Source organism: Aeromonas sp. SE22, assembly GCF_038739755.1.
Lineage (GTDB): Bacteria > Pseudomonadota > Gammaproteobacteria > Enterobacterales > Aeromonadaceae > Aeromonas > Aeromonas jandaei.
Genome location: NZ_JBCGFD010000003.1, coordinates 375,125 through 387,804, shown reverse-complemented (window position 1 = coordinate 387,804; position 12,680 = coordinate 375,125). Strand labels below are relative to the sequence as shown.

General features: G+C 60.7%; 13 protein-coding genes. 4 read left to right on the top strand and 9 right to left on the bottom strand.

Translation table 11 applies throughout. The features are described from left to right. Window positions 1–49: 49 nt before the first annotated feature. Complete coding sequence (locus AAHA39_RS08730; RefSeq protein ID WP_033114340.1) at window positions 50–430, bottom strand: diacylglycerol kinase; 381 nt, start codon at window positions 428–430, stop codon at window positions 50–52. A 144-nt stretch (window positions 431–574) separates the two neighbouring features. On the opposite strand from AAHA39_RS08730, the gene AAHA39_RS08725 reads away from it, so the two are divergent. Further along, window positions 575–1,642, top strand: coding sequence for a 3-deoxy-7-phosphoheptulonate synthase (locus AAHA39_RS08725; protein ID WP_219278317.1), 1,068 nt, complete (start codon window positions 575–577; stop codon window positions 1,640–1,642). 535 nt (window positions 1,643–2,177) lie between these two features. Here the strand turns inward: AAHA39_RS08725 and AAHA39_RS08720 are convergent. From AAHA39_RS08720 to AAHA39_RS08710, 3 genes are all read right to left on the bottom strand, one after another. Continuing rightward, window positions 2,178–2,963 (bottom strand): ATP-binding cassette domain-containing protein, encoded by a 786-nt coding sequence (locus tag AAHA39_RS08720; protein WP_320656183.1) that lies wholly within the window; start codon window positions 2,961–2,963, stop codon window positions 2,178–2,180. Then, a complete protein-coding gene (gene btuC / locus AAHA39_RS08715) occupies window positions 2,950–3,957 on the bottom strand; it encodes a vitamin B12 ABC transporter permease BtuC (protein ID WP_320656184.1) in 1,008 nt (335 codons plus the stop codon). The genes AAHA39_RS08720 and btuC overlap by 14 nt, the downstream gene beginning before the upstream one ends. Window positions 3,958–4,059: 102 nt before the next feature. After that, entirely contained in the window at window positions 4,060–4,794 is a 735-nt protein-coding gene (locus AAHA39_RS08710; RefSeq protein WP_320656185.1) for a substrate-binding periplasmic protein, read from the bottom strand. Between the two features lie 112 nt (window positions 4,795–4,906). Between AAHA39_RS08710 and AAHA39_RS08705 the strand changes: the two genes are divergently transcribed. Continuing rightward, window positions 4,907–5,263, top strand: coding sequence for a DMT family protein (locus AAHA39_RS08705; RefSeq protein ID WP_005302630.1), 357 nt, complete (start codon window positions 4,907–4,909; stop codon window positions 5,261–5,263). A 59-nt stretch (window positions 5,264–5,322) separates the two neighbouring features. After that, window positions 5,323–6,462: a type IVa pilus ATPase TapW gene (gene tapW / locus AAHA39_RS08700; RefSeq protein ID WP_320656186.1), complete on the top strand. Its 1,140-nt coding sequence runs from the start codon at window positions 5,323–5,325 to the stop codon at window positions 6,460–6,462. Between the two features lie 64 nt (window positions 6,463–6,526). Here tapW and AAHA39_RS08695 read toward each other — a convergent pair whose 3' ends face one another. Continuing rightward, on the bottom strand, window positions 6,527–6,976 hold the full coding sequence (locus tag AAHA39_RS08695; RefSeq protein ID WP_320656187.1) for a methyltransferase family protein: 450 nt from the start codon (window positions 6,974–6,976) through the stop codon (window positions 6,527–6,529). 175 nt (window positions 6,977–7,151) lie between these two features. On the opposite strand from AAHA39_RS08695, the gene alr reads away from it, so the two are divergent. Continuing rightward, window positions 7,152–8,378, top strand: coding sequence for an alanine racemase (alr, locus tag AAHA39_RS08690; RefSeq protein WP_043849498.1), 1,227 nt, complete (start codon window positions 7,152–7,154; stop codon window positions 8,376–8,378). A 56-nt stretch (window positions 8,379–8,434) separates the two neighbouring features. Here the strand turns inward: alr and AAHA39_RS08685 are convergent, their stop codons facing one another. From AAHA39_RS08685 to oppC, 4 genes are all read right to left on the bottom strand, one after another. Continuing rightward, window positions 8,435–9,379, bottom strand: coding sequence for a TerC family protein (locus tag AAHA39_RS08685; RefSeq protein ID WP_041208571.1), 945 nt, complete (start codon window positions 9,377–9,379; stop codon window positions 8,435–8,437). A gap of 301 nt (window positions 9,380–9,680) precedes the next feature. After that, window positions 9,681–10,676 carry a murein tripeptide/oligopeptide ABC transporter ATP binding protein OppF gene (oppF, locus tag AAHA39_RS08680; RefSeq protein WP_033114332.1) on the bottom strand — a complete coding sequence of 332 codons (996 nt, stop codon included), beginning with the start codon at window positions 10,674–10,676 and terminating at the stop codon, window positions 9,681–9,683. Further along, window positions 10,677–11,657, bottom strand: coding sequence for an ABC transporter ATP-binding protein (gene oppD / locus AAHA39_RS08675; RefSeq protein WP_041208572.1), 981 nt, complete (start codon window positions 11,655–11,657; stop codon window positions 10,677–10,679). It abuts the gene before it with no gap. 100 nt (window positions 11,658–11,757) lie between these two features. Beyond that, window positions 11,758–12,669, bottom strand: a complete 912-nt coding sequence (gene oppC, locus AAHA39_RS08670) for an oligopeptide ABC transporter permease OppC (RefSeq protein ID WP_041208573.1) — start codon at window positions 12,667–12,669, stop codon at window positions 11,758–11,760. Between the last annotated feature and the right edge of the window lie 11 nt (window positions 12,670–12,680).

Below are 12,680 nucleotides of genomic sequence, written 5' to 3'. Positions count from 1 at the left end.
CTCCTTTCCCCCTTTTCCCCTCGCGGGAGAAGGGGGCAAGATAGGTGCTCTACCACAATCCCAACAGATTGCGCCCAACCAGCGCCCCCCACACCAGCGCATTGAGGGCCAGCGCGATAAAGACGGCGGCAGAGCCCAAATCCTTGGCGCGGCCGGAGAGCTCGTGATGCTCGGGGCCGATGCGATCGACCACCGCCTCGACGGCGGAGTTGAGCACCTCGACGATCACCACCAGCCAGCTGATGATGATAAGCAGCAGGATCTGGTTGAGGGAGTCGCCAATCCAGAACGCCAGCGGCATCAACAGCAGGATCAGCATCAGCTCCTGCCGAAACGCCGCCTCGTTGATCCAGGCTGACCTGAGTCCTTTCATGCTGTAACCGGCTGCATTGATGATGCGGGTGACCCCGGTTGCCCCTGGCTTTGCCACGCTATCTACCTCATTTGGAATCGATTTTGGCTTCACATCCTATCAGAGCCCCCCAAGGTTTCAATCGGTGGACTTTTGCTTTATTTTATCCCTTTGCATTTTCGCCCCCTGCGGCTGACACCACCCACTCGAGACTTGAGTTGTATGTCCATTCACACAGATGAATTGCGCACCCGTCGCCTGGAGTCACTGATCACTCCGAGCGAGCTTGCCCACGCGTTTCCGATCACCGACACCGTTGCCCAGAATCTGCTGGATGCCCGTCGCGAAGTGGAGGCCATTCTGGCCGGAGAAGATCAGCGCCTGCTGGTCATTGTCGGCCCCTGCTCCATCCACGATCCTGCGGCCGCCCGCGAATATGCCCAGCGCCTCAACGCCCTGCGCGAGCAGTATAAAGAGAGCCTCTGCATCGTGATGCGTACCTATTTCGAGAAGCCGCGCACCATCGTCGGCTGGAAAGGGCTCATCAACGATCCGCGCCTCGATGGCAGCTTCGATGTCAACGAAGGGCTGAAACTGGCACGCAAGCTGCTGGTCGATATCAATGAGCTCGGCATGCCCACCGCCACCGAGTTCCTCGACATGGTGACCGGCCAGTACATTGCCGACCTCATCACCTGGGGCGCCATCGGCGCGCGTACCACCGAATCCCAGGTACACCGCGAGATGGCCTCCGCCCTCTCCTGCCCGGTCGGCTTCAAAAACGGCACCGACGGCAACACCCGCATCGCCATCGATGCGGTACGCGCCGCCCGCCACAGCCACATCTTTTACTCCCCGGACAAGGACGGCAAGATGACCATCTACCGCACCGCCGGCAACCCCTTTGGTCATGTGATCCTGCGTGGCGGCCACCGCCCCAACTACGACACCGCTAGCATCGACGAAGCGTGCGAAGCGCTGGCCGATGTGGGCCTGCCGGAGCGGCTGGTAGTCGATTTCAGCCACGGCAACAGCATGAAGGATCACCGTCGCCAGCTGCTGGTGGCGCAAGACATCTGCGATCAGCTGCGCCGCGGCCGCACCGGCATCGCCGGTATCATGGCCGAGAGCTTCCTGGTGGAAGGGCGGCAGGATGTGGAGAACGGCTGCGCGGCCACCTTTGGCCAGAGCATCACCGATGCCTGCCTGTCATGGAACGACACCGAAACCCTGCTGACCATGCTGGCCGAGGCAGCGCAGGTTCGGTTGAACAAAGCAAAACTGCGGTAACAGCTGCGGTATCACGCTTTGGCCAAAGCATCACCGATGCCTGTCTATCTTGCATGGAACGACACCGAAACCCTGCTGACCATGCTGGCAGAAGCCGCGCAGGTACGTCTGAGCAAGCTGGCGCGCTAACCCGCGTTACCCGAGATACACAAAGGGCCGGATATCAGTGATATCCGGCCCTTCTTTTTTGCCTTGCCACCCTTATCCGTTCGCGCAATCCCACTCGTCAGATCGGGCAACCCGCTCACAGGGGCCGCCCCCCCTGCAAAAGGCCGACTCACTGCCAACACGATGGGTATAAATTTAATTTATGGATTTTCCCTACATGACCAAACTTTTACTTATACAGAGCGATTGACCACGCAGGTTGCTCCCGATTGGTCGCTGCGACCCGGTAGAGAGCAACCTCCGATCAAGGGGATAAATTAGCAACCGGCACAAGGTGGGAAATCGTGAAGCAGAGTGACCATGAAACAGGGGTGGTAATACGGCAAACAGAGAGTTCAAGAGGCCCCCTTTTCGGCGCCTCCGTCACTCACAGCGTCGGCATAAACCAGACCCGCCCCGCCGCTTCAATACGGTCGGTGCGGATCTGGAATACCTGCTCCAGCAGCGCCTCATCCACCAGCTCGACGCCCCCCTCGCGCACCACGGTGCCCTGTTGCAGACAGAGAATGCGGTCGGCCCAGTCGATGGCCAGATTGATATCGTGGATGGCGAGTACCACCAGCAACCCCTGCCCGGCCAGGGTTTTCAGCAGCCGCAGTAGCGCCAGCTGATGATGCAGGTCGAGCCCTGCCAGCGGCTCGTCCAGCAGCAGCACCTTGCCTGCCGGATTGAGGCTCGGCCACACCTGCAACAGAGTGCGAGCAATCAGCACCCGCTGCTGCTCGCCTCCCGACAACCGGCTGAAATCCCGTGCCAGCAAGCCATCCAGCTCCAGCGCCTGACACAAGGCGGTGATCGCCTCGTTCTGCCTGCTGGCCGAAGTGGTCTCGGCCAGCCCCAGACTCAGCACCTGAAACACCGGAATATGAAACAGCTGCGGCTGGCGCTGGGGCAACATGGCGCGCCGCTGCGCCAGCTCCGGCCAGCTCAGATCCGCGACCGGCTCGCCGCCGATCTGCACACTCCCGCCAGCCGGCAATATGCCGGCAAGAGCGCCAAGCAGGGTCGATTTGCCGCTGCCATTGGGACCGAGCAACGCCACCAGCTGGCCGCCCTGCCAGACGATGTCGAGGGGGGCGAGCCGGTTGGCGACGGTGAGCCCCTGCGCAGCCAGCAGGGGAAGGCTTGGCCGCAGAGCATCACGAGGTGGCATGGGCATCTTGTCTCAGCAACAGGTAGATAAAGAGCGGCGCGCCGACTGAGGCGGTGATGACGCCGATAGGCAGCTCGCCGGCATTCAAGGCGGAACGGGCCACCAGATCGGCGGCCAGCAGCAGGGCCCCGCCGCCGAGCGCCGAGGCGGGCAGCAGGAAGAGCTGATCACTGCCGCCGCAGAGCCGCAGCAGATGGGGCACCACCAGCCCGACAAAACCGATGACGCCGCACAGGGATACCGCCAGTCCGGTGAGCAGGCAGACCGCCAGCACCAGCCGCACCCGCATCCTGTCCACATCCAGCCCCATCAGGCGGGCCTGGGTCTCCCCCAGCAGCAACTGTTGCAGCACCTTGCCCTGGCGGCAGAGCCAGAGCAGGGTGAGCGGCAACAGCAGCCACCACCAGCCAAGCTGCTGGCTGCCATAGGAGAGGCTGCCCATCATCCAGAACATGAACTCGCGCAGCGAGCTGTCGTCGGCAAAATAGAGCAGCCAGGTCATGGCGGCATTGGTGAGAATACCGATCGCCACGCCAAACAGCAGCAACCGCGCATGGCCGAGCCGGGCGCGCCGCGCCAGCCGAAGGAGCAGCATGGTCACCAGCAGGGCGCCACCAAAGGCCGCCAGCGACAGCCCCCAGCCGGGCAGATAGACGCCGAGCGCCTTGGCCACCGCCATCGCCACCATGGCGGCCAGCCCAGCTCCGCTCGAGACGCCAAGCAGACCGGGTTCGGCCACCGGGTTGTGCAGCATCACCTGCAGCACGGCGCCACCACAGGCCAACGCCGCCCCTGCCAGCAAGGCCAGCAGGGCGCGCGGCAGACGCAGCTCCAGCAAAATGCGCTGCTCAAGCTCCCCCAGCGGCTGCCAGGGCAGCAGCACAAATTCACCCCAGGCAAGGGAGAAGAGAAAAAGCAGCAGGGTCAGCAGCAAGAGGCCAAGCAGCCAGCGCCGCTGCCAGCGCTGCTGACGTGCAACAAGTGAGAGATACAAGCAGGTTCCCCACAACGAAAGAGGGTTTCTCCCCCGGCTGGCCACTCTGGCCGCGGAGGAGAATCGAGAGGGGGAATAATAACAGCGCCGTGCTACCCGAGGTCAAGGCTGATAGGGTCTGGCGATTTGCTGGATCTCGCCATTTACCACCAGCGTTTGCAGCGCCTGCGCCAGCGGCAACTTGAGATCCTGATAGGGCGAGCGTTTGCTCATCCCCAGATACAGGGTGATGGGACGGGCTGGCCGGTAAGTGGCTTTGGCCAGGGCAAGGGCCGGTTCGCGGCTCAGGGCGTAATCGACCTGACAGTCGGTGCCAATCATCAGCGGCAGGTGGCCGCGCTGCACCATCCGCAGCAGCTGATCTTCGGTAGCGACCCCGTGCTTGTCGAGCCGGATGTCGCTGTCGAACGGTTCAAAGTAGGCGGAGTTGAGCACGAATCCCACCTTGACGCCCAGCAGGTGACTGTATTGATCGAGCCGGGCCACCTGCTCGCGCTTGCCATAGAAGGCGGGCCAGCACTGGTAGTAGGCCGGTTGCAGGTAATCGATAAATTGTGCCCGCTCCGGGGTATGGGCCAGCCCAATCATCAGATCGACCTGTCCGGTCTGCATCTGCTTGAGCGCCCGCCCCCAGGGCACCCGTTTCACCTGCAGCCGGATGCCGCTCTCCTGCTCCAGCCGGTGCAGGATCTCGATATCGATCCCCTGCAGCTGACCATCTGGCTGCAAAATGCGAAAGGGGGGCCAGACATCGGTCGCGACCGTCAGCGTCGGCATCGCATTAACCCACCCCGCGGCAAACAACAGTAACAGCACAATCCTGTATAACTTGCCCATTCCGCACCAACCTCGCACGGCTCATCCTGATTGCTTAAAAATACCCTGCCCCACCGCGTATGAAAACTATCGGTTCAGGGATAAAATGCGCCGAATTTGCGAGGAGAACCCAATGAACCCGATTTTCACCAGTATCGGTCTGCTGCTGTGCAGCAACGTCTTCATGACCTTCGCCTGGTACGCCCACCTCAAGAGCATGAATCACAAACCCTGGATCATCGCCGCCCTGGTGAGCTGGGGCATCGCCCTGTTCGAATACCTGCTGCAGGTGCCCGCCAACCGCATCGGCCATACCGTGCTCTCCGTGGGACAGCTCAAGATCCTGCAGGAGGTGATCACCCTCACCGTGTTCGTCCCCTTCTCCATCTTCTATCTGAAAGAAGATCTGAAATGGGACTACCTGTGGGCCGGGCTCTGTATTCTGGGCGCCGTCTTTTTTGTCTTCCGCGAGAAACTGACCGGCGCCTGAGGCTGTACACTCAAGGACATTCGAAGTAATGGCATCTGCTTGATAGACGAGGCAAAACCATGGAATTGCGAGACATGTTACAGACCCTGGCCAAACAGGATGGCTCCGACCTCTATCTGTCGACCGGCGCGCCTCCCTGCGCCAAATTCAACGGGGTACTGCGCCCCCTGAATGAGACGCCGCTCAACCCGGGCGATGTGGCGGCCATTGCCGAGGCCATCATGGACAAGGAGCAGAAGGAGCAGTTCGAGCGGGAGCTGGAGATGAACCTCGCCATCTCGCTGCCGCAGATCGGCCGTTTCCGGATCAACATCTTCAAGCAGCGCAACGAAGTGTCACTGGTAGCGCGCAACATCAAGACCGAGATCCCCCGCTTCGAAGATCTGAAACTGCCCCCCGTGCTGCTCGACACCATCATGGAGAAGCGCGGACTGGTGCTATTCGTTGGCGGTACCGGCTCGGGTAAATCGACCTCGCTGGCGGCGCTTATCGACCATCGCAACCGCAACAGCGGCGGCCACATCATCACCATCGAAGATCCGGTGGAGTTCGTTCATCGCCACCGCAAGAGCATCATCAATCAGCGGGAAGTGGGGGTGGATACCCGCAGCTTCCACGCCGCGCTGAAAAACACCCTGCGTCAGGCACCCGACGTCATCCTCATCGGGGAAATTCGCGACCGCGAGACCATGGAGCATGCGCTGGCCTTCTCCGAAACCGGCCACCTCGCCATCTCCACACTGCACGCCAACAACGCCAACCAGGCGCTGGACCGCATCATCAACTTCTTCCCGGAAGAGCGCCGCCCCCAGCTGCTCAACGACCTTGGCAACAACCTCAAGGCGTTTGTCTCCCAGCGGCTGGTGAAGACCACCGATGGCGGGCGCCGGGCCGCAGTGGAGATCATGCTGGGCACCCACACCATCCGCGACATGATCAAGCGCGGCGAGTTTGGCGGCCTCAAGGAGGTGATGGAGAAATCCAAGGCCCTCGGCATGGTCACCTTCGACAGCGCCCTGTTCGATCTGGTGGTGGAGGGAGTGATCTATGAGGAGGAGGCGGTGAAGAACGCCGACTCGGCCAACAACCTGCGCCTCAAGATCAAGCTATGGAAGGAGAAGGGCCAGATCGCCAGCAGCAGCGATGCCACCGGCTGGAGTCTGGAGCCGACCAAGGACGAGAAAGGCGACCATTTCTAACCCCGTTTATCTGCCGGCAACGCTTCCGCTGCGCCGGCAATCCCTCCCCGATCTACTCACCGCCTTAACACCAGCGCCGCACCTGCTGGCAATAGCGAGCATACTCTTCGCCGAACCGGGCACTGAGCAGCCGCTCCTCCGGCATGATCTGGAAACGGGTCAACCAGAGCGCCAGCAGTGCCGGCCCAGCCCAGACCCAGACGCCCCCGAGATAGCAGCCCCAGGCGGCCAGCCAGCAGAATAGCCCCAGATACATGGGGTTGCGGCTGATGCGATAGACGCCACCGGTAACCAGATGACGGGTTTCATGCGGCCGGGTGGGACTGACGGTGGTCTTATGATGCCTGAAGCGAAACAGGGCGCCAAAGCCCATGATGGCCCCCACTACAAACAGGAGGGCGATGAAGCCCCACATCCCCATGCCGGGGTGTGTCTCTCCCCTGACCCACCACATGGCGGCGGCACAACAGACAAACACCAGTGGCGGTGGCAGGCGCAACTCCAGATTGACCATTTTTTTCCCCTGAAAAGTGTCGGAACAACCATGCCTGCGGTAGACTCAATCGCTTGTCCAAGTCTGCCGAGAGTGACAAAGATCATAATAATAACAACAAGTTGACGTTGAGCTACAGCCAATGTGACCAACTCGACCCACACTATCCTCACGCGAACAACAAAAAGGAACCACCATGCACAAGAAAACACTGCTGGCCACCCTGATCCTCGGCCTGCTGGCCGGGCAAGCGGTTGCAGCCCCCTACCTGCCGCTGGCCAGCGATCACCGCAACGGCGAAGTCCAGACCGCCAGCAATGCCTGGCTGGAAGTCGATCTCGGCGCCTTCGAGCACAATATCCAGACCCTCAAGGATCGTCTCGGTGACAAGGGGCCGAAGATCTGCGCCATCATGAAGGCGGATGCTTACGGCCACGGTATCGATCTGCTGGTTCCCTCGGTGGTGAAAGCGGGTATCCCCTGCATCGGCATCGCCAGCAATGAAGAAGCTCGTGTCGCCCGCGAGAAGGGCTTCACCGGTCGTCTGATGCGGGTACGTGCTGCCACCCCGGATGAAGTGGAGCAGGCCCTGCCCTACAAGATGGAGGAGCTCATCGGCAGTCTGGTGAGTGCCCAGGGCATCGCCGATATTGCCCAGCGCCACCACACCACCATTCCGGTGCATATCGCCCTCAACTCCGCCGGCATGAGCCGCAACGGCATCGATCTGCGGCTGGCCGACTCCAAGCAGGATGCGCTGGCCATGCTCAAGCTCAAGGGGATCACCCCGGTCGGCATCATGACCCACTTCCCGGTGGAGGAGAAAGAGGACGTCAAGATGGGGCTGGCCCAGTTCAAACTGGACTCCCAGTGGCTGCTGGAAGCGGGCAAGCTGGATCGCAGCAAGATCACTATCCACGCCGCCAACTCCTTCGCAACACTTGAAGTACCGGATGCCTACTTTGACATGGTGCGCCCGGGTGGCCTGCTCTACGGTGACTCCATCCCCTCCTACACCGAGTACAAACGGGTAATGGCGTTCAAGACCCAGGTTGCCTCCGTCAACCACTACCCGGCCGGCAACACCGTCGGTTATGACCGCACCTTTACCCTCAAGCGCGACTCCTGGCTTGCCAACCTGCCGCTGGGCTACTCCGATGGCTATCGCCGCTCCCTGAGCAACAAGGCCTATGTGCTGATCCAGGGCCAGAAGGTGCCGGTGGTCGGCAAGACCTCCATGAACACCATCATGGTGGATGTGACCGACCTGAAAGGGGTGAAACCCGGTGACGAGGTGGTGCTGTTTGGCCGTCAGGGTGACGCCGAAGTGAAACAGGCGGATCTGGAGGAGTACAACGGCGCCCTTCTGGCGGACATGTACACCATCTGGGGCTACACCAACCCCAAGAAGATCAAGCGTTAAGCTAATCTCTGCCATGAAAAAGGGCTCCCGTGGGAGCCCTTTTGCTTGTTTGCCTATTATGCCGTTTTCTTGCGGGTCACCCAGAGGCTCAACCCCATGGAGGCCAGCAGGATCAGCGCGACCACACCCAATGCGATGCCGGTCGGGATCTTGAAGATATCCAGCAGCAGCATCTTGACCCCGATAAACATCAGGATCAGTGCCAGGCCGTATTTGAGCAGGGCAAAACGCTCAGCCACGCCCGCCAGCAGGAAGTACATGGCACGCAGACCCATGATGGCGAAGATGTTGGAGGTCAGCACGATAAAGGGATCCGTGGTCACCGCGAAGATGGCCGGGATGCTGTCTACCGCAAAGATAAGGTCGCTCACCTCTACCAGCACCAGGATCAGCAGCAACGGGGTGGCATAGCGCACACCGTCACGCCAGACGAAGAAGTTCTCCCCCTCCAGCGTCTCCGTCACCTTGAAGCGACGGCGCATCCAGCCCAGCAGCGGGTTGTTGGCCAGATCCGGCTCCTTGTCAGCCGCCCACAGCATCTTGGCACCGGTTAGCAGCAGGAAGGCGCCGAACAGGTAGAGGATCCAGTGGAACTGCTCGATAAGCCAGCTCCCCGCAAACACCATACCGGCCCGCATCACGATGGCACCCAGTACCCCGTAGAGCAGCACCCGGCGCTGCAGCTCGGCCGGAATGGCAAAGTAACCGAACAGCATTAGCCAGACAAAGACGTTGTCCACCGCCAGCGCCTTCTCGATGAGATAGCCGGTGAGGAACTCCAGCCCCTTCTGGTTGGCAATTTCACGGCCTGCGCTGTGATCCAGCCAGAGCCAGATGGCCAGATTGAAGAGCAGCGCCACGCTGACCCAGATAAGGGACCAGATGCCAGCCTCTTTAAGCGACACCTTGTGGGATTTGCCACCACCGACAAAGCGTATGTCTATCCATAACAGGACCAGCACTATGCTGAAGAAACCGGTCCACATCCACCATTCACCCATATTCACTTCTCCCAAAAACGACAAAACCCACGACCGAGAGGCGTGGGTTTGCATTTGGAGCAGATACACCTTGCCTCTCGGCAAGGTCTCACTTACAGCCCATTTTCATCGACTGCCCGGCTGCCGGGTGCACTGCAGGAAATGGGTGCACCGTAATGACGACAAACCGGCGAGAAGTTACTCCCCTTGTTGCGCGGATATTAACAGCGGTAAAAGATAACGCCAAGAGGCATCTTCACCCTTAACGCAAAAAAACGGGGCGCTGTATGAGCGCCCCGCTTTTCCGTTGCGACCAGCGCAATCAGAGCGGATCCACTTTGAGGCAGGAGACCGCGTGATCGAAGTTCCCCTCCAGCACAGGGCGGGTCTTGGCACACTCGGGGCCAGCCACCGGGCAGCGAGTGCGGAACACGCAGCCTGACGGCGGATTCATCGGCGATGGCAAATCCCCTTCCAGGATCTGGATTACCTTGTTGCGCTCCAGCTCCGGATCCGGGATCGGCACCGCCGACATCAGCGCCTTGGTGTAGGGGTGCAGCGGATTGGCGAAGATCTCCTTGCGGGTCCCCAGCTCAACGGCGTTGCCCAGATACATCACCAGCACCCGATCGGAGATGTGTTTGACCACCGACAGGTCGTGGGCGATGAAGATAAGCGACAGCCCCATCTCCTTTTGCAGCGACTTGAGCAGGTTGACCACCTGCGCCTGGATAGAGACGTCGAGCGCCGACACCGGCTCATCGCAGATGATCATCTTGGGCTCGAGGATCAGCGCCCGGGCGATACCGATCCGCTGGCACTGGCCGCCAGAAAACTCGTGCGGGTAGCGGTTGACCAGGTTGGGCAAGAGCCCCACCTTGCTCATCATGGCCCGCACCTTCTCCTTCACCTCTTCCCGTGGCAGGTTGGGATAGAAGGTGATGAGCGGCTCGGCAATGATGTCGCCGATGGTCATGCGCGGGTTGAGGGAGGCCAGTGGATCCTGGAAAATCATCTGGATCTCTTTACGCTTCTCGCGCAGGGCATTCTGGTCGAGCTTGGTAAGATCATCACCCAGCCACACCACCTTGCCCGCCGTCGCCGGCACCAGACCGATGATGGCGCGGGCGAAGGTGGACTTGCCGCAACCGGACTCACCCACCACCCCGAGGGTTTCCCCTTCGTAGAGGCGCAGGGTAACACCATCGACCGCCTTCAAATCGGATGGCTTGGCCCATGGCCACGCCTTGCCACTCTTGATACTGAAGTGCACCTTGAGGTCAGACACTTCCAACAGCAATTTCTTCTCGGCACCCATTTAGTTGGCCCCCTTGTTCATGGCATCCGATACCCAGTGGCAGGCGCGCTCCCGGCCGTCATTGAACGGCGTCAGGATTGGCGACTGCTGGCCGCAAATCTCGCTCACCCGGTGGCAACGCTCCTGGAAGGGGCAGCCGGTGGGCAGACGCAGCAGGTTGGGCGGATTGCCCGGAATGGTGGGCAGCACTTCCCCTTCGGTATCGAGACGGGGAATGGCGCGCAGCAAACCTTCGGTATAGGGGTGGCTCGGGCGATAGAAGATATCGTCCACCTTGCCGTACTCCATGGTACGACCGGCATACATCACCAGCACCTTGTTGCAGATGCCGGCGACCACGCCAAGGTCATGGGTAATCATGATGATGGCGGTGTTGAACTCGCGCTTGAGCTCATTCATCAGGGTCATGATCTGGGCCTGCACGGTCACGTCGAGCGCGGTAGTCGGCTCGTCGGCGATCAGCAGTTGCGGGCGGCAGAGCAGTGCCATGGCGATCATCACCCGCTGGCGCATGCCGCCGGAGAACTCGTGAGGATACATCCCCATCCGCTTGCGCGCTTCAGGGATCTTCACCGCATCGAGCATCCGCACCGACTCCTCGAACGCCGCAGCCTTGTTCATCCCCTTGTGCAGCATCAGCACTTCCATCAGCTGATCCTGCACCTTCATGTAGGGGTTAAGCGAGGTCATGGGGTCCTGGAAGATCATGGCGATCTTCTCGGAGCGGATCTTGTTGAGCTTGGATTCGGGGAGATTGAGGATCTCTTCACCCTGAAATTTGGCGGAACCGGTGATCACGCCGTTCTTGGCCAGCAAGCCCATGATGGCAAACGCGGTCTGGGATTTGCCGGAGCCGGACTCGCCGACGATCCCCAGGGTTTCACCGGCAGAGAGAGAAAAGTTGAGGTCGTTGACCGCCACCACATTGCCATCCGGGGTCTTGAACTCGACCCGCAGATCTTTTACATCCAGTAATTTCATAAAAACTCCTTATCGATCTTTCGTGACGTTTTCCTGTCGATCCGATTCGCTGTCAGCGATGGGTGGCCGCACTCTTGCAGGCAGCCACTTGCCGCCTTGATTAGCGATCCTTCGGATCGAGGGCGTCACGCAGACCATCCCCGAGGAAGTTGAAACAGAACAGGGTCACCACCATAAAACCGGCGGGGAACAGGAGTTGCCAGATGGCCACTTCCATCGACTTGGAGCCTTCATCCAGCAGAGCTCCCCAGCTGGTCATGGGCTCTTGCACGCCCAGGCCAAGGAAGCTCAGGAAGGATTCGAACATGATCATCCCGGGCACCAGCAGGGTGGCGTAGACCGCCACAATCCCCAGCACGTTGGGTACGATGTGACGGGTGATGATCTTCCACTTGGAGACACCGCAGACGTGGGCCGCCTCAATGAACTCCTTGCTCTTGAGGCTCAGGGTCTGGCCACGCACGATCCGCGCCATGTCGAGCCAGCTCACCGCCCCGATGGCGATAAAGATGAGCGCCAGATTTCGGCCAAAGAAGGTGACCAGCATGATGACGAAGAACATGAAGGGGAAGGCGTTGAGGATCTCCAGTACCCGCATCATCAGGCTGTCGACCCGACCGCCGATAAAACCGGAGGCGGCGCCATAGAGGGTGCCGATAATAACGGCCACCATGGCCCCCATGATGCCGACCATCAGGGAGATGCGGCCACCCAAGAGGGTGCGCACAAAGAGATCGCGGCCCAGACTGTCGGTACCGAAGTAGTGACCCGCTTCGATGTCCGGCGCACTCTGCATGGCCCCCCAGTCGGGATCGTCAAAGGTGTACTGGGAGAGGTGCGGCCCGACAATGACCGCCAGACCGATGATGGTCAGGATGATCAGGCTGGTGAGCGCCGCCTTGTTGCGCAGGAAACGGCGACGGGCATCCTTCCACAGGGAGCGCCCCTCCACCACTTCCACTTTCTGCGCGAACGCCTCGACGGCTTCGCGTTTTTCTGTTGAAACAACCATGATGCACTCCC

Excerpts from the sequence above, each read along its gene's own strand:
- alr (WP_043849498.1), top strand. The coding sequence starts at position 7,152 with ATGCACAAGAAAACACTGCTGGCCACCCTGATCCTCGGCCTGCTGGCC.
- tapW (WP_320656186.1), top strand. The coding sequence starts at position 5,323 with ATGGAATTGCGAGACATGTTACAGACCCTGGCCAAACAGGATGGCTCC.
- AAHA39_RS08725 (WP_219278317.1), top strand. The coding sequence starts at position 575 with ATGTCCATTCACACAGATGAATTGCGCACCCGTCGCCTGGAGTCACTG.
- oppD (WP_041208572.1), bottom strand. The coding sequence starts at position 11,657 with ATGAAATTACTGGATGTAAAAGATCTGCGGGTCGAGTTCAAGACCCCG.
- AAHA39_RS08705 (WP_005302630.1), top strand. The coding sequence starts at position 4,907 with ATGAACCCGATTTTCACCAGTATCGGTCTGCTGCTGTGCAGCAACGTC.
- oppC (WP_041208573.1), bottom strand. The coding sequence starts at position 12,669 with ATGGTTGTTTCAACAGAAAAACGCGAAGCCGTCGAGGCGTTCGCGCAG.
- AAHA39_RS08695 (WP_320656187.1), bottom strand. The coding sequence starts at position 6,976 with ATGGTCAATCTGGAGTTGCGCCTGCCACCGCCACTGGTGTTTGTCTGT.
- AAHA39_RS08710 (WP_320656185.1), bottom strand. The coding sequence starts at position 4,794 with ATGGGCAAGTTATACAGGATTGTGCTGTTACTGTTGTTTGCCGCGGGG.
- AAHA39_RS08685 (WP_041208571.1), bottom strand. The coding sequence starts at position 9,379 with ATGGGTGAATGGTGGATGTGGACCGGTTTCTTCAGCATAGTGCTGGTC.
- AAHA39_RS08720 (WP_320656183.1), bottom strand. The coding sequence starts at position 2,963 with ATGCCACCTCGTGATGCTCTGCGGCCAAGCCTTCCCCTGCTGGCTGCG.
- oppF (WP_033114332.1), bottom strand. The coding sequence starts at position 10,676 with ATGGGTGCCGAGAAGAAATTGCTGTTGGAAGTGTCTGACCTCAAGGTG.